This window comes from Psychrosphaera sp. (assembly GCF_982872775.1).
In genome coordinates, this window is the sequence record NZ_CEYNSH010000009.1 from 48,633 (window position 1) to 70,693 (window position 22,061).

Here is a 22,061-nt window from a genome sequence, read left to right on the forward strand (position 1 = left end):
TTGGCTATTTGGCACTTGGATACGTTGCCATTCTGTATTGTCACCCATGATGACATGAACTTGAAAGTCTTTAACTGAGCGATCATCTGTGCCATAGTTTTTTAAATAAAAGCGTTCTATTTTGAATTGATCACCAGCCTCAGTGAAGGTGTCGTTGTCGTTCACGTCAAAGCGGAACTCCATGTTGTTATACATCTTGTTACTGAGCCAAAATGTTGTATCGTCACCATCATGAAGATTATCTGCTCCCCATTGAGTCGCATTCACCTCTGAGTCTTTTACAGTAAGCTCGGCACCGTTGTTTGCCAACAAGAAATTAAAATCTGGATCGCCCTCTGCTGCGCCAGGGGTCGGAATAGGTTTCCAATCCGCACTTCCTGCCACTTGCACTTCAATTTGAAACTCATAGATTGAGCGGTCGTCAACCCCATAGTTTTGAATGTAAAACTTGTTGAAAGTGAACTGATCGTCGTTGCCGCCGACTGCATTGTCACGGTCCAAGTCAAAGACAAACTCCAAAACATTATTATTTTTTCGACTTAACCAACGCGTTTTGTGGCTGCCGTCTATTAAGTTTTTACCAGCCCAATTGGTATTATTAACTTCTGAATCAACGCTAAGGAGTATGCCGCCGTTGTTCACTAGAGCAAAATCAAAGTCAACATCACCAACTTGCGCTCCGGGCACTCTAATTGGTGTCCAGTCTGTATTGTCGGTGGTTTTCACTTCGACTTGAAATTCATTAATGGAACGATCATCAGCACCGTAATTTAACAGACGAAATCGCTCAAATGTAAACAAGTCGCTTGCTTCAGCGTGTACATTGTTTTCCTCTGGGTCAAACTGAAAAGCTATCTTACTCGCTAAATCTCGCGCCAACCAACGAGTGTTTTGGTCGCCATCATGGATATTATCGGCGCCCCAAGATGTGGTATTAAGTTCACTGCTCTTTTCTGTCATCAACGCGCCGTGGAATAAAAGCGCAAAGTTAAAGTCTGGTTCGTTTGTCACCGAACCTGGCACCTCTATTTTTCGCCAATTTGAGTTTGTTATTGTCTTGTAGGCTACTTGAAAATGTCTGACAGAGCGATCATCGCTATTTCCGTAGTTTCGAATTCGTATTTTGCTGATGTCGAACAGATCATCGGTATCGCCGTCCTTTCCAGACATCATGTCTTGATCTGGGTTAAAACTGAACTCTAGATAGTTATTACCTTTGGCACTTAACCACCTAGTATTTGGGTCACCATCATTTGCGTGATCACCGCTCCAGTTCGTTGTACTAAGCGCATTATCGACTCTGTCTAATGAGCCGCCTTCATAACTTCTTGTGTAAATAAAGTCAGGATCACCAACCTGTGAACTAGGGACTTCTAATAAGCGCCACACCGTTCCGTCTGTGGTGTAAGCAACCTGAAAATCACGAACTGAACGGTCGTCATTGCCGTAGTTTAAAAACTCCAACTCATTGATATTTATTAAATCACCATTGGTACCGTTCCAATCCGCATCAAAACTGAAAGTTAACTCGTTACCGCCTCTGTTCGATAACCATTGCGAGCGAGTATCACCGTCATTGATGTGTTTGGCGGCCCAATTGTTAGCATTGTGCTGATAAGTAAAGTCTATGAGTCGCGCACCTTGTGCCCAACTCAAGTAGTTTAGTAAATCGGTGGGATTGTCGTTAACCGCAATGGGTTGCCAACCTGTTATGCCAAAATCTGCAGCTAAGCTATCGTCAGAGGTAGTGAGTAAGGCAAACTCTTTAATATTTCGATTGGAAACGTTGTAATTTAGCAAACTAATGCCAGCAAAACATGACGGGTCGCCACTAGAGTCTAAAAGTATATTGATGTCGTTGGTTTGTTGCCTGCTTAACCATCGCGTTCGATTGTTGAAGTCAAGTAAATTACTTGCCGCCCAAGTCGTATCATTATATTCGAACTGCACACCAGTGACTTGTGCGTTTTCAAGACCTTCTCCAGCATGTGCTATCCCGACCGTTAAACCAGAACTAAAAGCTAATAATAGAGACAACGACGTTTTTTTTAAAACCATTCTACTTTCTCGCTTCTACTTCTAATGTGCGACTCACACATGTCTCTAACGCACTACAAATTTCGTCAGCGGACGCAGGTGCACCTGAATTTCCCACTAATGCCGCTTTACATACGCCGGTGCTAACGATTTCAAAATAGTCATTGTTGCCAATTGAGACTTCTTGGCATGAGACAACCGCATTACAGTTTTCTAACCCTGCAGTAGCAAAGTATAGCTGTTGTTTTGCAATGCAGCTGTATGGCGCGTTATTAAGTGGAAATATTTGAGTGAGCACCAACTCTGTCGCAGTATCAGCTGCCAGTAGAGAACGTGTGCCAAGAATTTCATTCACATTCTGATCGGTGCTCGACGATATGGTCTGAGTAATACTCAAGCTTAAGATAGCAAATACAACAATGATAAAAACAGCAATGACTAAGCTACTGCCTCTTTGTTTAGTGGCAGTAGGCAATTTATTAAACGTAGTTTTTCGATTCTTTGTTGGCTTAAGGGACATTAGGGATATGTACCTCTTGATTGAAAAACATATTCTCGTCTTGGTTCGCATTAAACTCTAGATAAATGTTCACCACTGCGTTTCTAAATAACGCCCCTTCTTCGTACCTAAATGGCGGCTCGGTAGACAAGTTATTCTCTATACCTTCCGACATTAGTACGCCACCAAATACAGCAAAGATTGGTGGTGGAAAGGAATTATTAATGGTATTTCGAACATAACGATAGGCGTTGTTATTAAATACACAATAAATCACGACCTGATCGCCTGTGTAATATCTTTTATTGGGTGACTCACTTGTAAACGACTCTGTATCTCTAAACGTCAGTCGATAGTCCGGTCCAGTACCTGTTATCGAGTCGATTTCTGCATATTGAGGTCCCGCGCCATAAATATGGATTGCCTCAGTTGCGTATATGTAAAACTGATCGCCACTTTGGTAATTACCATTCCAGCTGACGATATCAATTTGATTACCGGTCGCTGGTGCAATTGGGGCATTGATCGCATTTGCATCCGTACGATAAGCGCCAGAACCTTTAATAGGAACAAAGCGGATACAATCTCCGTTGGCGTTAGTTTGTACGCTATTCGGAATAGACTCGCGCAGCTCTCGTGTAATGCGCTCCACCAAAAAGCGGCTTTTACTTAAAACGTGCTGACGGTCTGTCGCTTGAATATACAATTCAGTGCCAAACACAATAAACTTGGATGTCGCTATTCCCAAAATACCTAAAATAACTATCACCGCGACCAACTCTATCAGGGTAAAGCCGCTATTGTTCTTTTTACTATTCTTGGCCATTACTTTTAAAGAACGTTTCATTAATAATTCGTCCTATACAAAGTGTAGTTAACAACAGAACCGCGAGGCGGAGTTACAGATACCGTAATGCGTTTGGCCAGACGGTTGTTAAGCCCTAAGTCTGCACCCGCATACTGGACTCGAACATCGACAGTAAACTCTTTATAAACACCGACTAATGCTTGGTTTTCTATATTGGTAATTTGGTCACCCGTTGCGCTAAAGCAGTGGAAGTCGTCAATATCATTGTATTGATCGCGAGTGCTCTCTTCTGTCCACGTATTTGATACGGAGCAGTCCGACGGTAAGTTAGCAATACACGGCGTACCGCCAGCTTCGTCACAACGAAACGCGCCCCCCGTACGAGATGAGTTATGATCATAACTTCTGGCATTGATTTCGTTCATTAAAGATTGTGCGAGCTCGGCAGAGCGAACCTGGAACCATGGGTCTGTGCTTCTCTGCGCCTGAGGCACGAGCACTCCAGTTAACAGCAATAAAGCCACGGATAAAGCAGTGATACCCACCACCATCTCCACCAGGGTAAATCCGGATTGAGCCTTATTGGCAGGCATAAATATACCCCTCGGACTCTATACACACTGCGTATGTTTCAATAGTGATTCGGCAACGACGAAAACAAGTTCCAACATTCGTTGAAGGCCTTCCCCAACTATCAAACTCTAAGAAGTTGATCTGACCATTTTGGCCATTGGTTACAGAATAGTTATCAATGTCTTCGATTATTAAAAAATCTGCGGCTGGGCTATTTGTCACATCTATTAGGCCCGCGGCACATTGACCAGAAGTTGGGTTTTGAGCAGATAGTCCTGAACTATTGGCTAAAAAACGAATCCGGTGGCAAGTACTTGAGTCATCTTGGGTGTTTTGCATGGCTCGCATCTGAATGGTGCGAAGTAAAGAAATGAATTGATCTCGATGAGAGACAAGTTGGTACTCACTAGTACCCTGCAGCTTTGGCAAAACAGTAATGCCCAATACTGCAATTAGTAAAATGACAACGATCACTTCAACCAAGGTAAAGCCTTGCGAATGCAAGGCTCTAGATCTAGCTCTAAACCCGGTGGAAGGTCGTGTTAACAATCGTTGTCACCTCAGTGTTACAAAATGTATTACAATAATGTGCTACAAAATGTACTACATAACGCTAAGCGTTAATTAACACTCATTTGTAAATTCATTAATAGTGGCCGGCGTATTGGCATCTGCTGCTTCGGTATATTCGACATAACACGCTTGATCGTTAGTAAAGTCGTTGTTGCCACCATCGTAATCGCCTGCTGGGAATATACGCGCAACGTCACCAACGACCGCAATCTCCCAGTCTTGGCCAGTGTCAGCCTGGCCTGGACCACGGCTGGTGATTTCTAGGATAGCTTGAAGGTTTGCACGTGCCGCATCTGGGTAACCATGTACTACATTTACTGCAGGGTTCGTAGTTGAGGCACTCGGAGAACTAGCTACACCTTGCACTAGCGCTTTTGAGTAAACGATGTTTGCTGCACTTTTTAATGACGCTGACAAACCTTGTACTGTTGATACTTTTGCGTCGCTTTGTAGATTTAAAAACTTAGGTGACGCCGTTGCTGCCAAAATACCTAAAATAACAATTACAATAATCAGCTCGATTAGAGTGAAGCCTTGTTGTTTGCGTTGTATATTCATTATGAATAACTCCTAACTTAAAATTTAATTCTGTGTAATGTCATTCAACATTAGTTCTTGAATACGGTAATTTGACCTGAGTCCGCATTGTATTCAAAACCTTGGCGATTCGCTGTTGTAGCCGCGTTATTCACATAGTTAGCGTTAACTGTGTCACCCGACTCTAGTCCTTCTGCCAAAACGTATTGGCACTCACTATTACCAGAGAAACGAACCACATAACGCTCGCCTTGGTAATTGGTGCTACCAGCTAATACCGTCGTTGGTGCTGATTGGAACATACTTTGAAAAACAAACTGACAAGCTTGTGCATCCATATCTGACGCTGAATTCTCGTTACTGTTGCCCGCTGGGTAACCATTGTCAGTCACATCTAGCGCGATACCATCGTAATCAATATCAATGTTACCTGCTGGGCGGCCTGCTAATTCCCACTCTGCACGGACTAAGCCAACTGCACTTGCAAAACCACCAGCAACACCCTCTACCGAAGCATCTCGTGCATCGTCTGTAACATTAAGTAATCTTGGTACAGCAGCCGCACCTAAGAAACCTAGGATGATTACCACGATTACCAATTCGATTAGGGTAAAACCCTGTTGTTTTTTCATTTTTTGTACCTCAATCATCATTTAAATTCAGTCTATATAAAAATTACTTATTTTTGAAATAATAATATTTAAATATCGACACTTTATAGTTGTTATTTAGCAATATGTTCTAAAAGGCCCTTAAGTGAATCATATTTAAATTGTTTTGTTATTCCGTTAGGCGTTTGCCAAGAATAATTACACACTCTGTCATTACCTTGTACCGAAATAGAAATAAGCTCTTCTCGGTTCGCATTCGTTTCTGCAAAATAGAGCCATAACTTTTTGCAATTTAACCTTGCCTCGACCTCATCCACAGTCAGTGGCCAGCCGTCTTTATTAAGCCACACCCAAACGTCTTTCGGCTGACTTTGTGTCTCGTAATAATCAACCCTTAATTTGCTTGGTTTACCATTGCGATTCCACTCTTGGTGAATATGGCTAATTGATTTGGCGAACCTGTCTGTCATGAGTTGTGCTTTATATTCACCAACCTCATCAACAACGCCAGACAAAGAAAGGCTACCAACATAAAAAATAACGGCTAACACAACACCCGCAATTAATACTCTAAAAAACCAATGTTCGGTCAATGCTTGTTTTTCATCAACCTGACTGTGTTTCATACTTTTGCCTTTAGCCTTGTGCGCTTAGCCTTTAAATGCGGACATCATGTCCCACATTGGTGTAAAGATACCCAGTGCTAGACCACCAACCATTACAGCAACAAAACCAATCAATACAGGTTCTATCTTGGCTGTTAAGCTCTTCAGATCAAAATCGACTTCTCGCTCGTAATAATCAGCCACTTCCTTTAGAAGCTCATCGACTCGGCCAGTTTCTTCACCCACCGCAACCATTTGTAGAACAAGCGGTGAGAACAATTTACTGTTGTTTGACACCCTAAGTAACGAATCACCTTTTTCGATATTTCGGCGCATTTCTTTAATTTGTTGTTCCATAAACGCGTTGTCGACCGCTTCGGCGACCAAAGATAAGCCTGAGGTCATTGGTACCCCTGACTCTAAGATCATGGAAAAGCTTCTGGCGTAACGCCCTAACAAGCTACGCTCAATAATAGACCCAACAAATGGTATTTTTAATTTCGCTTTATCCCAAGTTAATAAGCCTGCTGGGGTTTTGACCCACTGTTTAAAGATGAAAATAGAACCAACAATAATGCCAACCATCAAGCCCCAGTAATTGACAAAGAAATTGGAGGTGCCAATCAAAATTTTTGTCGCGAGTGGTAAATCAGAACCTAACTTGGCGAACATGTTGGCAAAGGTAGGAATTACCATTAGGTTTAACACAAACATTGCAATAACGATGACAATTAAAACTGTCGTTGGATAGCGCATTGCCGATTTGACGCGTTTTCGCGTCTCTTCATCGCGCTCAAAGTATTCGGCCAGCTGTAAAAATGCATCTTCAAGTCGACCCGTATTTTCACCAACATGAACAATGCTGATAGCTAGCTTTGGAAATATTTTACCGTGACTCGACATTGCAGCTGACAAGCTTCTGCCCCGCTCGAGTTGTTGAGCTACATCTTCTAAAGTTCGTTTTAGTGCTTTATTGGTTGAGCTGTCGGCTAGCCCTAAAATCGCGCGGATCATAGGTATACCGGCTTTGGTCAATGAATACATTTGCCTAGAGAAAACCACTAAGTTTTGAGTGGTTACTTTGTCGAACAAATTTTCAAAGATATCTTCTTTTTCTTCAGCTTCTTTCGTCAAGGAGATACTAATTGGAAACTCTTGGCGAGCTAATAATATATCAGCGGCAGCGTTTTCATTTGCCGCTTCAACCTGACCTTTTATATTGTTTCCTTTGGCATCTTTTGCCTTGTATAAGAAAAATGGCATGACTTAGCTCTCTTTCTCATACGTTGCTGTATCAGCAACAACCTCAGCGATACGCAATACTTCTTTCACGCTGGTAATGCCTTGTTCAGCATACTCAAGCGCTGCTTGGCCAAGAGTTTGGTAACCAGGAATCGCTTTAGCTGCAGCCGAGAACCCTTCTGTATCACCATTTCTAAGGGCTGTAATTAGACTCTCATGACTCATCTCTAATAGCTCATAAACACCCGCACGACCTTTATAGCCAGTATTGTTACAGTTTTGACAACCGCTACCATGACTAAACGTCGCGCTGCTCATGTCTTTGCCTGCAATATTCGATATCCAAGTCATTTCTTGTGGGTTTGGTTTGTATTCTGTCGTACACACCTGACATACACGGCGAACAAGACGTTGGGCAAGTACCGCGCGTAATGAGCTCGCTACTAAATAAGGTGCTGCGCCCATATCAATCAAACGTAAAGCCGTTGAAACCGCGTCATTGGTATGAAGTGTGGATAAAACCATGTGACCAGTTAGGGCAGCACGAAGACCAATTTCGGCCGTTTCTTGGTCACGAATCTCACCGACCATGATGACATCGGGGTCTTGTCGTAGCGCCGTTCTTAGAACACTAGAGAACGACAACTCAATTTTGGTATTGATTTGTACTTGGTTAATACGAGGTAATTGGTATTCGACCGGATCTTCAACCGTGATGATTTTACTTTCAGGTGTATTCAGCTCGCTGAGACAACCATAAAGTGTCGTCGTTTTACCTGAACCCGTTGGACCCGTAACAAGGAACATACCATTCGGGCTTTTAACCAATTTGCGAACTTTAGTTAGAATGTGCGGCGGCATTCCCGTCGCTTCAAGACTTAGTAGTCCAGCTGATTGGTCCAATAGACGCATTACGACAGATTCGCCGTGTTGAATCGGCATAGTCGAAATACGAATATCGATTTCGTGACCTTTGACCTTAATGTGAAAACGACCATCTTGTGGTAAGCGTTTTTCAGAAATATCCAAACCCGCCATCAATTTAAGTCGAAGTACTAGCGCAGGTGCAATTTTGACTTCATTTAAAATACTTTCTTGTAAAACGCCATCAACACGAGTGCGAATTCTGAGATTGGTTTTGTCTGGCTCTATATGAATATCCGATGCTCTTACCTGTACCGCATCTTCAAATAGTGAACGCAGTAACTTGGCAACAACGGTGTCACCTTCTCCTTCACCCTCAATTGTGGCAAAGTCAAAATCAGCACTTTCTTCATATTCAGCTTGTAACTGGTGAGCAAAGGCTTCGATTTCTTTGGTTCGACGATACAATTGGTCAAAAGCAGTCAGCATCTGACTTTCACGTACTGCAACAATCTCGATATTTTTACTACCGAATAAATTGGATAGCTGCTCGATAGCTGATAGATCAGCCGGATCCGACATACCTATTGTGACTGAGTCTTGGTCACTTTCTAATACTAAGGCACGTAAGCGGCGAGCGTGCACTTCCGATAACTCATTTGCTAGCTTTTGATCTAGCTGTAAGTTAGAGATGTTGATAAATCGAAGGTTTAGCTGCTGCGCTAAGAATCGTAGTAATTGTTCTTCCGTGATAATACCTGAATCAATTAAGACCGAGCCAAGTTTACGTCCTGATTCTTTTTGTGCAGACAATGCACTCATCAATTCGTCTTCGGAAATGATGTCCTCATCTACAAGCAGGTCACCTAATCGTTTTTTAAGTTTTGGTGCAGCCATGACTACCCTTTTAATACTTCAATTCGTTGTTGTGCAAACGCTACCGACTGTGCAGAAACACCACCGATAGCTATAACGCGTTGATAACTTTCTAGCGCCTGTGCCGTTTTATCCTGGCTGTCTTGAGCGATAGCCAAACCTAGCCACCAATTACCAACAAACGGCTCAATTTCCGTTAGCCTTTTATATGCGCTCTCAGCCGCGCCAAATTCTTTTAGCTGTCTAGCAAGGTTACCCTTAAGCGTGTAAAACTCTTTTCCAGCATCGGTTAATTCCACATTAAGATAGGAAAAGGCACCAGCTAGATTATTCTCTTTAAAAAATATTTTAGCAGCGGTTGTACGCCACTCTTCTACTAGTGGATAACGCTGTAAACCATCATTAATAATAGCAATTGCTCGATTACCTTCACCGCGTCCGTACCATGCGCCCGCCAATAATGTACGCGCTTCTATGTTGGAGTCTGAAATCGATAGTAGCTTGGTTAAGTCTTCAATTGCTTCGGTTATATACCCTTTTTCATAGGCGGTCTTTGCTTTATCAAGAAGTCGCGCAACACGTTCTTCTGGCGTTAATTTGTTTGACGTCTTTTCGATTACAAAAGTCGGTGCAGGGCTATTTGCTTCAGCTGGTTTAGCTTCTGCCGTCGGAGGTCTTTGGCCAGCACCATCTGTTTTTAGTTGTGTCGGTGATGACTGTGATTCTGATTGATTTGTTCGGGCTACCGGATCATTTTCTTCAGCTAGAGCCTCTAAGTTTTTGCCTTCAAGCTCGGCCGCGATGTCGTCAGTGTTTTCGTTAGGCTCAGGCACGACGTCCTCCAGAGGCTCAGCTTGAGTTGTCAACTCATCCTCTGGTGCAGCTTCTGCAGGTAGTTCTGCAGCTGGGTCTGGATCTTCCTCCGGCACAGGAATACCTTCAGGATTCGCATCTTTATTTTTGGTAGAAGCAGTGCTTTCGCTACTTGAATCAGCCGACATTAAAGTCGAAGGCGCTGCATTTGAACTCGCAGAATCGAGCCCTTCGCTTGGCGTCATTGCCCCTCTTGACTGAAATGAATTGGATTGCATCATTTGCCAACCAATAAAGCCTAGTAAGCCAGCAATCACCACCAAAATACCAAGTAAAATAGGGCTAATTGTTCGTCCTGTTGCCGTCATTTGATGAGTAACACCCTTTTCTGACATAGACTGATGAAGTGTGTCTTGAGAGGATTGTCCCTGTGAAGAGGCCCCTTCTTGGCGCTCATCTAAGTCTTTTAACATCTTGTTTATCACACTCATTGCATCAACTCCGCCAACAATGGATAACCTATTAATACCGCCACGGTCACAGAAACAATGGCACACGCCGCAACTAAATAAGACATCGGAATCGAAACGTTATTTTCCGTTTCAATGGCGTCCGTATCTTGCGCTGCAAACTTTACATGTTTTTTATTAACAATGACGCCACCTTCTCCATAAACCAACATCAATGCCTTATGACACATAATGTTGATGAGCCTCGGTACACCCTTGCTGTACTTATGAAGCATTTTGATTGCGCTATCGTCGAATAACACGCCTTGAACACCAGCGACTTCAATTCGATGATTTACGTATTTTCGAATTTCAGCTAACGTCAAGCCGCGTAACTTATATGAAAAAGTAATCCGCTGACGCAACTGCCTAAGTCGATGTGAAGCCAACATTACGTCCAGTTCGGGTTGACCAAATAGAACCACCTGAACCAGCTTTCGTGATTCCGTCTCAAGATTAGTAAATAGTCGCAGTGCCTCAAAACTTTCCCACGGAATCGTCTGTGCCTCATCGACAATCAAGACCACACCTTTACCCTGTTGATTAAGTTCGACTAATTTTAACTGAATCTTTTGGCTGAGCTGTTGCTGATTAATTCGAGTTAGTCCTCTGATACCCAGTTCACTTGCTAATGCATAACGCATTTCTTCTGGTGATAATGCGGGGTTAGGAATGTAGGCGACTTCAAATGCATCAGGTATTTCATTGAGTAACTTACGGCATAATAGAGTCTTACCAGTCCCTACTTCTCCGGTGACTTTTATAAATCCTTCGCCTGTTTTTAAGGCCGTTAAAAGAACTTGCATCGCCTCAGCATGACTGGGCGATGGTAAATAAAAGTCGGTATTGGGCGTTAAAGAAAACGGAAGTTCTTTAAGCCCAAAGTGATACAAATACATGAGAATTACTCATCACCATACCAACGTTTCAGCACTTCCGCACTGCGTTTCATCTGCTCTTGCCAAGTTCCCGTGCCGACCACTGTTGGCTTAAGTAAAATCACTAGCTCTTTTTTGCGTTCAACATCTTGTTTGGTTTTAAATAGGTTGCCAACAACCGGGATTGCGCCAAGGAAAGGTACGCGAGACTCGCCATTCGTTGTCATGGTTTGCATCAATCCACCAATTACGACGATTTCGCCACTTTTAGCGCGAATAACCGTGTCTGACTCACGAATATTACTTTGCGCTAATGGCAAGATGTACTGTTCTTCATTAAGAGTTACGACTTTTTGTTGCTCGTCAATTTCAGTCACCGACGGATGTACATGAAGGATAACTTCGCCTTGATCGCTAATTTGTGGCGTCACATCAAGAGCGATACCCGAGAAGAATGGCTCTAGGTTAATTTCTGGTGTGGTCGACGTTGCCGTACCCGTAACGGTTGTGTTTGAAACATCTGTCACGAAGTACTCATCTTCACCGACTTTGATGACGGCTTTTTGATTATTGGTCGCGGTCACACGAGGTGAAGATAGCACCTGAACATTACCTTGAGTTTGAAGTAAATTAACTAAGCCAGAAAAGTCTGCATTTGCAAAACTCAAGCTTGTTAAACCACCTAACGTTGCTGAAATGTCATTACCAAACGTACCGGCACCAGTATTAAAAGTGAAGTTGGTATCACCACTACTCGCTAATACATTTTGCCAGTTAATTCCTTGCTGATATTCATCATCAAGTGCAACTTCAACAATCTTCGCTTCTAAAATGACTTGACGACTTAAGCTTTGTTCAGAGCGTTTTATAAAATCTTTAACGGCTTGGATATCAGACGTTAAACCACGAACGGTAATTAAGCCTGATTGCGGGCTTACAACGACATTAGCCACCGCTTCGTCGGTAGAACGCATGATCATTTTTAACGTATCTTCCAGCTCTTGCCAAAAATCGCTTTCAGAACTGGTTTGAATGTTTGAGCCATTGGTTTGACCCATACCCATACCCATCATTCCACCCATACCGCCTAGGCTACTACCTTGATTACCTAAACCGCCACCTTGGAAGTTGTTATTACCGTTACTATTGCCGTTACTACCGCTATCATTCTGGTTAACAATACCACCAGAATTGATGTTAGTACTTGTCATGCCAAATCGTTTAAGCATCAAGTAATTAATTGCAATTGTTTCAGTTTTAATCGTCGCTGGGTATACCTGAATGACTTTGCCACGGAACTGAATATCCAGTGGATATAAGCTAGACAGTACGTCAACGACCTCTTTGATTGTGACGTCTTTTAAATCAAGGCTAACGCTAGAATTCACATTTGGATGAAAGGCAACGCTGTACGGAGAGTCTGCAACGAGGCCTTGTAAGAATGGCTTAACTGGAACATTGTTGGCCGACACATTAAAGCGATCTTCTAACGCAGCGACATCAATAGGGCTTGTTGCAGGCATCATCAAATCGGCGCTGACTGAGTCTGGCACCTGCAGCGCTGTATTTGGTTTAGCTTCAGCTTGCTCATTAAAAACCTTGTGCACATCTTCAGCTTTGTTTGGTGAAGACGTCATGCTACACCCAGCTAACAGCGAAGTAACAACCGCAGAAACAAAAATAGGTTTGATTTGGTTCAATTTATTTTTCATATACATACAATCTTTTTTGAGAGCCCGACTTAAGTAGAACCACATTATTATTATTTATTTTACTTACTTTAAAGTCTTGAACCTGGTCACCGACTTTGACAAGTTCACCAGAGATAAACGCCATTTTTATCCCTCGTTTGTTAACCACTCCTTGCAATTCCAATTCTGTTTTTTCATTGGCTTCCGTCCCATTTTCTGCAGGGGTGAGATTAACCTTTGGCAAGGTAGGATCATGAATTTTATCGGCCCATGCTCCGCTTGCATAAACACTAATAACGACCGCTATTAACGACGCTACCGTTTTCGACATCGCTTTATAATTTAATGACATTTTCATTATCACTTATGGTTACCAACGATAACGTTAATTTAGCTTCTGGATGTGTTTCAACAACATAGTTTAGGTCGTTTACCGCAAACTGCTTATTATTATCCAAAACCGACTTAACGAACTTCATCAAATCAAAATAGCCACCCTGAACAGTTAGCGAAATTCGGTGACTGTATAACTCAGGGACACCTTCTAATTGAGTCACCGCTGACGCACTGGCGTTAGTTGATACAAGGTTTTCTCCCTGTAGCGACTCTGCGTCAACTTCAATGCTGTTTGACTCAGTTTGTGTAGTAACGTTATTCGCTAAGGTGGTATCAACTCCACTTGTATCAATTCGTTGTGGCTTTAATACCAACAACTCAGTCACACGTAGACCTGGAGAAGTTTGCAGTAACTTAGTCAACTTGCTGGCCATTTCGGTTGGTGCAACGTATTGAGTCATGGCTTCTGATAGTTCAGCGTCTACCTTAGCCAATTCAACTTTTAAGCCCTTAATTTCCTCTTTAAGTTTGAGGTTTGGATCTTCTTTTAGAGCTTGTTGAATGATCGCAATCTGCTGTTCAAAATCTGCAATTTGTTGCAGGCTAGATTGTTGTCTTTTTTCTAATTCGACCTGTTTGTTTAGAACCGGTTCAATCAACAGAAAAAACAAACCATAGGTCATCAAAAACAAACACGTTGCCAAAATGATGACTTTTTCACGCTGTGTCAATGCAATGAACTTGTCGCTATATTCTTGCCATTTGCTCATTACTGACCGCCTCCTAATCGCACTACTTCATCATCTTTTTCAACGATAGATGTCGCGGTTTTAAACTCGACTACTTGATCATCAAATGCACGTATTTCTAATAAGCTAAACTCTCGGCCACTGAAGGTGTCTGTGGCCTGTAAATAACTCATCCAGTTAGTGACGGCTTTTGATTGCAATGCATAACCGTTGAAGCTGACGTCATTTTGGTTAAACGTAAACTGAGTTAACCACAAGTCGTGATCGTGATGCTCGGTCAAATCTTTCATAACTTGATAATAATCAATCGCTTCGTCACTGGTTCTTGCTGTAACAATCTCAACCAATGTTTTCTTGGCCAAAATAGTCTGACTTAAAGTATCGCGTTCTTTTTTAAAGGCGGCTTGGTTGTTGTGATTCACCAAAGCCTGTGAGAAGTTACTCAACTGTGTTTGGAGCCCGTCAAGCTGAACACTCAAAGTGTTATTTTTTTGCTCTAGTGCTTGGTTGCTTAAAACCACAGAACCAAACCACACTAGCATGGCCATTAAAGCAATCGAACTAAGTATGGCGACATTCGTTAACGTCAAAAAATACTTTTTAGGTTTCAGATCATCAACATAAAAGTTAATACTAGTTTTCATCGGCACCCTCGACTAATTTTGGCGTAGATGACTGACCGCTTTTTTCAGTTACTGTATTGTCTTCGCTGTCTTGTTTCATTGGTTGCGTATACAAGGCTGCTCCAATGGCGGCCATATAGCTAATGTCGAGCGAGTCGGTATGTTTAATATTGTCGATGGAAATTAATTTGGTTCTAACCGGCAACACCTGATTAAGCGCCGTAATAAGTCGCTCGGCATTTTCGCCTCGCATAGATAACAAAGCGTTTTTGATAGGCGGCTGCTTAAGTTGACTCTCAAAGTAATCAATTGACCGTTGAATCTCTATAGCAATGCTGTCAGACCCACCCATTTCTAACTGTTCAGGAGTCATATCCATGATAACAGCTGAATTTCTGACTTTACGTGCAAAACAGATCTCTTGATTCTTAACAATTAACAACACTGCATCGGCTTTTTTGTTCTGGATAAAAACGAGCTGTGCTGCATCTTTGGTAGTTTGTAGCTTTGCATAAGCAAACTGTTCTGTGGTTATGGCAGATATCTCTGCGCCGCTTTCGTGAAAAGGTGCACTGATCGCTTCGAGATACTTTTTCGACGTCGCTAAAACTTGAGTCTTCGGCCCCTGACCAGTGGGTTGTAGCGGCATATCAATATAGTCGCAAATCATATCTTGTGGAGCAATATTGATAAGTTCTTTTACTTTCCAAGGCAGTGTCGCTTGAATGTCACCTTCTGGAAGTTCTGATGACTCTATTTGAGTACTTTGAACACGTCCGGCCGGAATGACTATCGATGTTTGACACCCAACCAGATCAAAATCTTTGATGAGCTGAGTTAATACGGCGGGCAGTTGCTCTTCGGAGGCTAAATCGACTTCTTTAGAGACATCGCACTGGAAACCATCTGAAGAAACACTTAGTTTAACCAACTGGACCTTATCAGACAAAATAGAGATTCCCGCAATAGCGCGGCTTTTTGTCTTTTTAAACAGTTGTAAAAATGATGCGGGCAGAGAATTTTTCATTACTTATTTTTATTACTCCGTTATGATCTTCTAATGTATCTCGATAAGCCACTTAAATTCAACTGCAAAACCTTATGAATCATGCTTTTTTTAACCAAACGAGTGCTACTGAAATAATAGCAGTAGATTTTAAAACTAAAACAAATCAGTCCATTCCTTTACTGATAAAACGCGATGACCTCATCGACCCACTCGTTTCTGGAAATAAGTGGCGTAAATTGAAGTTTAATATTGCTCACGCAATTGAAAACAATATGACAGGTATTGCCAGTTTCGGCGGTGCATTTTCTAATCATATTTTTGCCCTAGCGGCAGCTGGAAACAAAGCTGGACTCAAAACACTAGGCTTCATTAGAACTCACCAATTAGATTTTGATAACCCAACGTTAAAGTTCGCTCAAGCTCGAGGAATGGAGCTTGTTGCTTTGTCTAAAGCCGAGTATCGCCTGCGCCACAACACGGCATTTTTACATGATTTAAAACAGACATATCCTGACTTCTTTTTTGTACCCGAAGGCGGAAGTAATGAGCTGGCGTTCAAGGGACTAGAAGAGTTAGCAAAAGAAATAAAAAGCCAATCGGAGTCGTTCGAGTGTACATTCCAACATATAGCTTGCGCCTTTGGGTCCGGTGGCACATTGAAAGGACTCAGTACTTATTTACCCGGTTATAAACACATTGGCATTTCCGTCGTCAAAGACGAGCCACTGTTTTCATCGGTGGAACAATTTAGCCAACAAAACCACAACAATATCCGGTTACACCATGATGCATGGTTTGGAGGCTATGGGCGTTTTGATTCGACTCTAGCGGAATTTTGTTTGGACTTTTGGCAACAAACAGGTGTCCCTATTGAGCCAGTTTATACCGGGAAGTTATTTTACGCATTGTGCTATCAGCGGGAGGCGCTCAACTTAGCGCCTGACGAGGTTGTTTTGGCAATCCATACAGGCGGCCTTCAGGGTATAGCGGGACAGCTTTACCGAAAGCAGCTCAACAATGAACACTGGCAAAGCATTTTAGATTCTCACGTAACCGTTAACACCTACTCGTTTTAACGTGTTTATTTGCTTTTCAGAATCGATACCTGCTGCATAAACACGTTGTTTTTGCGCCGATGCGACACCATTAAGACTGCGAACAAACATCTGGTTTTCTTTATGAGTAATAATATTACTGCCAATACTTTTGTGCAGCATCAAACTGTCAACAGGTACACTATTAAGATAGCCTAGGTCTACCACGTAAAAGCCCACTTGCACCACCATCACCTTGGCACCGTATCGCTTGACGACTTTGAGTAATGGTTTTACCGAGTTTAAATTGTTTATCAGATCAAACTCTGATACTTCAAAAATTAATCGAGGTGCTAACTCGGCGTGTTTCTTTAAAAACCTAACCAACCAGACATCAAAGTCACGATTAAGCCAACTGTCAATATGAATGCGAACCGCTAAAGGTACTGATTTTTGTTTCAATAGTTCCGTCAGCGAAAGCTCCAGAGCCATCATGTCTAATTGTGGTATCAAGCCGCACTTTCTTGCCATCGGCATAAAGATATTACTGGAGATCACCGCGTCGGCTTCTTTGAGTATTAAACTTGATTGATATGCCGCTACCTCTCCAGAAATGACTTCTACTGGTTGGGTCGATAAAGCAAAGTTACCTTTTTCTAGTGCATTTTCTAACGTAACTCGCCACCTTACTGAGCCTTTTACACCAGACTTTGGCAATTTTCCAGATTCATACATGAACCAACCTGAGGGTCCTTGTAACTGCGCAGCACGCAATGCCAGATCAGCTTCTGCCAAAATATGAAATGAAGACTCTAAATGGGCAAACTGCTTAACGCCGATATAACAAGAGTGTTCGGCATCAATACCATGTGGTAATTCAAACCGTGATGCTTTGTCGATGATCGCTTGGGTGACTTTTTCGACTTCAGCCTCGTCAAAAAATGGCAACAATAATGCAAACTCACTAAAGTTAATCCGCGCCACCACCGTTTGTTGTGTATCATCCAAATAAGGCATTAATAACGAACTATAATCCTTTACTAACCCTCTCGTAGCCTGTTTTCCTTGACGTTCATTTAACTCATCTAATGACGTAAAGTGAATTAACAAAATGGCCCCGTAGACATTTTGTTCCGACTGCATTAAGGCTTCTAATTTGTTATCTAAAAATAGACGGTTACCAAGGCCGGTAACATTATCAAGAAAGGCTTCGCTGCGAATATAATGATCTATTTTCTGGCCACCTTTTTGCGCCAATATTCGCTGGCTATTAATATCTCTAATTGTATTGACTAAATGGTAGTCTCGAGTTTTTATGAAAAACTTAAAACGTTCGTCGCGGGAAAAGCGGCTAGCCCATGTTTCTAGTTGAATAAGTACTTTCCAATGTGGGAACACTTTACGATACGTCAAGCCAATCGCTGTGAGACATAAAAACGCCAAGGCTACGTTTGCGTATAAGAAGTCAAGAAAGTGACTAACAAGTAATGAGTTATGTGAAATGACTAAATCGTAATTAGCGTGTTTGAATACGGTCTCAGTTAAATTCCAGCTATCTTGGAAACGTTGTCCGGCTAAATTTGTTCCATCTTTTGCAATGACCTCCCAACCAAGTATGTCGTTTGAAAGTCGTAAAATATTAAATTTGTGTAAATGGCTATGAGGGTCATCAGCTTGCTCGGCTAATGTGTGGTCATGCTCTGAATCGAACTGTTCGAGTATGGTATGAATATAAATATGCTGTGTATTTATTTGAGCTTTGTTTTCCGCATCGGTGACATACACCAGCAAGCCATTCATAAATATAAACAAGCTCAACATGATATAGCCTGCTGCTCGCATCAATCCATGGTACAAAACTCGAGTTAGCTGCATTTCCATATTACTTTTTTCTTCTTATTATTTAATCACTGTACGCGGTTGATACACACTATTCAATGGCTAAAAAGTATTAGTTGGTTGGACCAGAAAAAGGGATTCTACAAAGTAAAAAGCCTTGTAAAAACAAGGCTCATATCTGAAACGAATAACCGTCTTTGTCTAGAACGGAATATCGTCATCAAAGTCCATGCTTGGCGCTGGTGCTTGTGCTGGCGCTTGCTGAGGAGCTTGTTGACGAGCTGGGCTCTGTTGAGCTTGATAACCACCTTGAGGCTGTTGGCTTTGGTACGGTTGGTTAGGCTGAGCCGCTTGTTGTGGAGCTTGCTGCTGTGGTGCTTGCTGAGCAGGCTGTTGGCCCATTCCTTGGTTAGTCTGAGCAAAACCACCTGGCGTATTTGCCGGTTTGTTTTGGAATTGGCCACCCGATGCACCGGCGTTATCGCCTCGTCCACCTAACATTTGCATTTGTCCGCCAAAGTCTACAACAACTTCCGTTGTGTATTTGTCTTGGCCCGTCGATTGGTCTTGCCACTTACGAGTTTGAAGTTTACCTTCAAAATAAACTTGAGAGCCTTTACGTAAATATTCACCTGCTACCTCTGCAAGCTTGCCAAATACTACGACACGGTGCCATTCAGTTTTTTCCTGCATTTGACCTGTGTTTTTGTCTTTCCAGCTTTCATTAGTCGCAAGGCTAATATTTGCTACCGCGTTGCCATTTGGCATGTATCTAACTTCAGGATCTGATCCCAATGTACCAATTAAAATAACTTTATTGACTCCGCGAGCCATAATAATTCTCCTGCAAACTAATTCTAATTAAATGTGGTCACTAATTGACTAACACCTTCACTGTCGTAACCGTGTTTGTCAACTTTTAAGTAAATTCGGTATTCGTCTTCTACCAATGTCGCTTCTATAACGCCCTGACATTGACAGATTTGTTCTATTAATCGCTCTGTATTTTCAGTCTCTTTTGGTTCATAAGAAATAGAAACTCGTTTAGAGCTTTGCGGTAAAACCATACCTGATGCATATAGGAACCATAATAACGCAAGCGCTGCGTTGCTAGCAAACAAATAACTGAACCCAAAAGTCTCAGCAATGTAACCGCCTGAGATTCCACCTAAAAAAGCACCTAAAAATTGACTGCTTGAATAGACGCCCATAGCCGTGCCTTTCTGACCTGCAGGCGCTAATCTTGATACATGAGCCGGTAAACTCGCCTCTAAGAAATTGAAGCCTATAAAGAACACAAACAACATGGCAATAATGGTCCAATATCCTGTGTAAAAGGCCATTACCATGCTTGCTAAAACTAGCATCATTATGCCAATTTGAAAGAACAGTTTTTCCTTCCCTGTCTTAGCCGCCACGATGATCATTGGCACCATACAAACAAAAGAAAGCAATAATACAGGTAAATAGATTGTCCAATGCTCATCGACTGGTAAGCCATTTTGAGCAAGTAGCAAAGGTATCGCAATAAACATAGAAGTCATTGTTAGGTGTAGTACTAACACACCAAAATCTAGACGTAGTAACTGGCTATTAAACAACATTTGGCTCACTTGACTTGGTGAGGCGGTAACTTCACTGGAGCGAGCACGAGTTGTCGCATTTGGCACCAAAGTTAAAACAATTACTATCCCAACAACAGCAAGCGCTGCGGTAAATAAAAACACGCCAGATAAACCAAAACTCTCAGCAACCATAGGCCCCAAGACAAGTGCAACAGAAAAACTCAAGCCAATACACATACCAATAACGGCCATGACTTTCGGTCGTTGCTCTTCTCGAGTTACATCTGCAGCAAGTGCTAATACGGCACTGGCTATCGCGCCCATACCTTGTATTGCCCGGCCGATGGTAACGGTCACAATATCTTCAGCATATCCAGCAATCAAGCTTCCGATTGCAAATATAATCAAACCACCTACTATGATACGACGACGACCGAACTTATCTGATAGCCAGCCCATAGGAATTTGGAACACCGCTTGAGTCAACCCATATGCGCCAATCGCTAATCCTATCCATAGAGGCGACACGCCAACCAAGTCTTGACCATAGATCGCCATAATCGGCATCAACATAAACAAGCCAAGCATACGAATTGCAAAAACAGAGGCTAATGAGACAGCTGTGCGTTTTTCGAGGGAGTTAAGTTTGTCTGAATGCATGAAATTAGTGAGTCAACCTTGAGTTTAACGATTAAAAAATGCCACCCCATTGCGTCCATTCAATTTGGCTTAAGTCGATTTAAGGGTTAAAAGCGGGCTATTATATCGTTAAATGGCCCGCTAAATAAGGGTTGAACATCGTTTTATAACGACTTTTGTGTTATCTCATCTAGGATCGATTGGGCATTTTGTTGCAAGGTCTCAAAGCCATTACTGTTAGCATCATTACTCGCGTTTAAAATAGCCGTTAGATGTTGTTCAGCTTCAGCATTTCTATCTAGCTTATTAAGGACATATGCCAAGTGATATTGAATCTCTAAATTACCTGAGTCTAAGGTATATGCGGTTCTTAGCAGCTCTAATGCTTTTCGATGAGCACCGAGTTTAGCGTGAGCCCATGCTAAGGTATCAATAATATTCGCGTTTGTTGGCTCGAGTTCAAAGGCTTTTTGAGCGTTGATCAACGCGACGCTAGGATCAGATTCTAGCTCAATAATTGCCAAATTATTCAATACATAGGGGTGAAACTCAAATTCACTATGAGTTAATAACTCACGGTATAGAGGCTCAGCTTTCTGCCAGTTAAGAATATTAAAATAGTGATCAGCCAATAATCTTGTGCGCCAAAGCTGTTGTGGTTTAGCTTCTTTTGAACGAGTTAACAAGACTGTGACTTTATCTGGGTTCACGCCTTCTGCAGCCAATTGGTATAGCTTGAACAGCATTAAATCAAAGTTAGGATCCGTTTCGATTGCCTGCCAGAAGTAATCAAAGGCTTGAGTTTTGTCTTGCTTAGCAACGTAAATATCACCTAATACGCCTAGCACATTCGGATTATTATTGGTTTGTTTTAGCAACTCTTTTGCTTGGTTTTCAGCCGTCGTTAATTGTTGGTTTGCTATCAGCAAATTAACCTTTTCAACTTTGACCATCAAATTGTCAGGCACTAATAACGCTAATTTATTATGAGTTTTTTTTGCCCCTTCAAAGTCTTTGATTGTGCGTTGCCATCTAGCCACTTCAAAAAGCAATCGTGCATCGTTTTCTGCCAAACCAAACAAAATACCAAGTTGCTTTTTGGCCTCATCATTTTGGGAAAGCTTTGCCAGTACAGACACTTTATCTAGAAT

Annotated in this window: 22 protein-coding genes; 1 reads left to right on the top strand and 21 read right to left on the bottom strand. The window is 42.1% G+C overall.

Features of this window, described 5'->3' with window-relative positions; all coding sequences use genetic code 11:
• The 17 genes from AC4E96_RS04370 to AC4E96_RS04450 all read right to left on the bottom strand — a co-directional run.
• The coding region (locus AC4E96_RS04370) for a hypothetical protein (protein ID WP_490254998.1) at positions 1–2,058 on the bottom strand (2,058 nt) is incomplete at its 3' end.
• A gap of 1 nt (position 2,059) precedes the next feature.
• Positions 2,060–2,557, bottom strand: coding sequence for a hypothetical protein (locus AC4E96_RS04375; protein WP_490254999.1), 498 nt, complete (start codon positions 2,555–2,557; stop codon positions 2,060–2,062).
• On the bottom strand, positions 2,547–3,383 hold the full coding sequence (locus AC4E96_RS04380; protein WP_488032947.1) for a PilW family protein: 837 nt from the start codon (positions 3,381–3,383) through the stop codon (positions 2,547–2,549). Before AC4E96_RS04380 ends, AC4E96_RS04375 begins: the two co-directional genes overlap by 11 nt.
• Positions 3,383–3,937 carry a prepilin-type N-terminal cleavage/methylation domain-containing protein gene (locus AC4E96_RS04385; RefSeq protein ID WP_490255000.1) on the bottom strand — a complete coding sequence of 185 codons (555 nt, stop codon included), beginning with the start codon at positions 3,935–3,937 and terminating at the stop codon, positions 3,383–3,385. The genes AC4E96_RS04380 and AC4E96_RS04385 overlap by 1 nt, the downstream gene beginning before the upstream one ends.
• Positions 3,924–4,466, bottom strand: a complete 543-nt coding sequence (locus AC4E96_RS04390) for a type II secretion system protein (RefSeq protein WP_488032949.1) — start codon at positions 4,464–4,466, stop codon at positions 3,924–3,926. The genes AC4E96_RS04385 and AC4E96_RS04390 overlap by 14 nt, the downstream gene beginning before the upstream one ends.
• Before the next feature lie 75 nt (positions 4,467–4,541).
• Positions 4,542–5,048, bottom strand: a complete 507-nt coding sequence (locus tag AC4E96_RS04395; protein ID WP_490255001.1) for a prepilin-type N-terminal cleavage/methylation domain-containing protein — start codon at positions 5,046–5,048, stop codon at positions 4,542–4,544.
• Positions 5,049–5,098: 50 nt separating this feature from the next.
• Complete coding sequence (locus tag AC4E96_RS04400; protein ID WP_490255002.1) at positions 5,099–5,659, bottom strand: type II secretion system protein; 561 nt, start codon at positions 5,657–5,659, stop codon at positions 5,099–5,101.
• A gap of 92 nt (positions 5,660–5,751) precedes the next feature.
• Entirely contained in the window at positions 5,752–6,264 is a 513-nt protein-coding gene (locus tag AC4E96_RS04405; protein WP_488032952.1) for a hypothetical protein, read from the bottom strand.
• Positions 6,265–6,288: 24 nt separating this feature from the next.
• Positions 6,289–7,506 carry a type II secretion system F family protein gene (locus tag AC4E96_RS04410; protein WP_488032953.1) on the bottom strand — a complete coding sequence of 406 codons (1,218 nt, stop codon included), beginning with the start codon at positions 7,504–7,506 and terminating at the stop codon, positions 6,289–6,291.
• 3 nt (positions 7,507–7,509) lie between these two features.
• Positions 7,510–9,246, bottom strand: a complete 1,737-nt coding sequence (locus AC4E96_RS04415; RefSeq protein WP_488032954.1) for a GspE/PulE family protein — start codon at positions 9,244–9,246, stop codon at positions 7,510–7,512.
• A gap of 2 nt (positions 9,247–9,248) precedes the next feature.
• Positions 9,249–10,529: a tetratricopeptide repeat protein gene (locus AC4E96_RS04420; RefSeq protein ID WP_490255003.1), complete on the bottom strand. Its 1,281-nt coding sequence runs from the start codon at positions 10,527–10,529 to the stop codon at positions 9,249–9,251.
• On the bottom strand, positions 10,526–11,446 hold the full coding sequence (locus AC4E96_RS04425) for an ExeA family protein (RefSeq protein ID WP_488032956.1): 921 nt from the start codon (positions 11,444–11,446) through the stop codon (positions 10,526–10,528). The genes AC4E96_RS04420 and AC4E96_RS04425 overlap by 4 nt, the downstream gene beginning before the upstream one ends.
• Before the next feature lie 5 nt (positions 11,447–11,451).
• The gene (gene mshL, locus AC4E96_RS04430; protein WP_490255004.1) at positions 11,452–13,137 is read right to left on the bottom strand and encodes a pilus (MSHA type) biogenesis protein MshL; all 1,686 of its coding nucleotides are present in this window, start codon (positions 13,135–13,137) and stop codon (positions 11,452–11,454) included.
• A complete protein-coding gene (locus AC4E96_RS04435) occupies positions 13,127–13,468 on the bottom strand; it encodes a hypothetical protein (RefSeq protein ID WP_488032958.1) in 342 nt (113 codons plus the stop codon). The genes mshL and AC4E96_RS04435 overlap by 11 nt, the downstream gene beginning before the upstream one ends.
• Positions 13,452–14,222 carry a type II secretion system protein M gene (locus AC4E96_RS04440; protein ID WP_490255005.1) on the bottom strand — a complete coding sequence of 257 codons (771 nt, stop codon included), beginning with the start codon at positions 14,220–14,222 and terminating at the stop codon, positions 13,452–13,454. Before AC4E96_RS04440 ends, AC4E96_RS04435 begins: the two co-directional genes overlap by 17 nt.
• Entirely contained in the window at positions 14,222–14,845 is a 624-nt protein-coding gene (locus AC4E96_RS04445; protein WP_488032960.1) for a PilN domain-containing protein, read from the bottom strand. Before AC4E96_RS04445 ends, AC4E96_RS04440 begins: the two co-directional genes overlap by 1 nt.
• Entirely contained in the window at positions 14,835–15,851 is a 1,017-nt protein-coding gene (locus tag AC4E96_RS04450) for a hypothetical protein (RefSeq protein ID WP_490255006.1), read from the bottom strand. Before AC4E96_RS04450 ends, AC4E96_RS04445 begins: the two co-directional genes overlap by 11 nt.
• Positions 15,852–15,925: 74 nt before the next feature.
• Here AC4E96_RS04450 and AC4E96_RS04455 point away from each other — a divergent pair, with 74 nt between their 5' ends.
• The gene (locus AC4E96_RS04455) at positions 15,926–16,909 is read left to right on the top strand and encodes a 1-aminocyclopropane-1-carboxylate deaminase/D-cysteine desulfhydrase (protein ID WP_490255007.1); all 984 of its coding nucleotides are present in this window, start codon (positions 15,926–15,928) and stop codon (positions 16,907–16,909) included.
• On the opposite strand, the gene AC4E96_RS04460 is transcribed toward AC4E96_RS04455, so the two are convergent.
• The 4 genes from AC4E96_RS04460 to AC4E96_RS04475 all read right to left on the bottom strand — a co-directional run.
• Positions 16,871–18,748 (bottom strand): EAL domain-containing protein, encoded by a 1,878-nt coding sequence (locus tag AC4E96_RS04460; RefSeq protein ID WP_490255008.1) that lies wholly within the window; start codon positions 18,746–18,748, stop codon positions 16,871–16,873. The genes AC4E96_RS04455 and AC4E96_RS04460 overlap by 39 nt on opposite strands.
• Before the next feature lie 159 nt (positions 18,749–18,907).
• Entirely contained in the window at positions 18,908–19,543 is a 636-nt protein-coding gene (gene ssb, locus AC4E96_RS04465) for a single-stranded DNA-binding protein (protein ID WP_488032981.1), read from the bottom strand.
• 20 nt (positions 19,544–19,563) lie between these two features.
• A complete protein-coding gene (locus AC4E96_RS04470; RefSeq protein ID WP_490255009.1) occupies positions 19,564–20,931 on the bottom strand; it encodes an MFS transporter in 1,368 nt (455 codons plus the stop codon).
• A 143-nt stretch (positions 20,932–21,074) separates the two neighbouring features.
• A partial coding sequence (locus AC4E96_RS04475; RefSeq protein WP_490255010.1) for a tetratricopeptide repeat protein occupies positions 21,075–22,061 on the bottom strand: 987 nt, incomplete at its 5' end.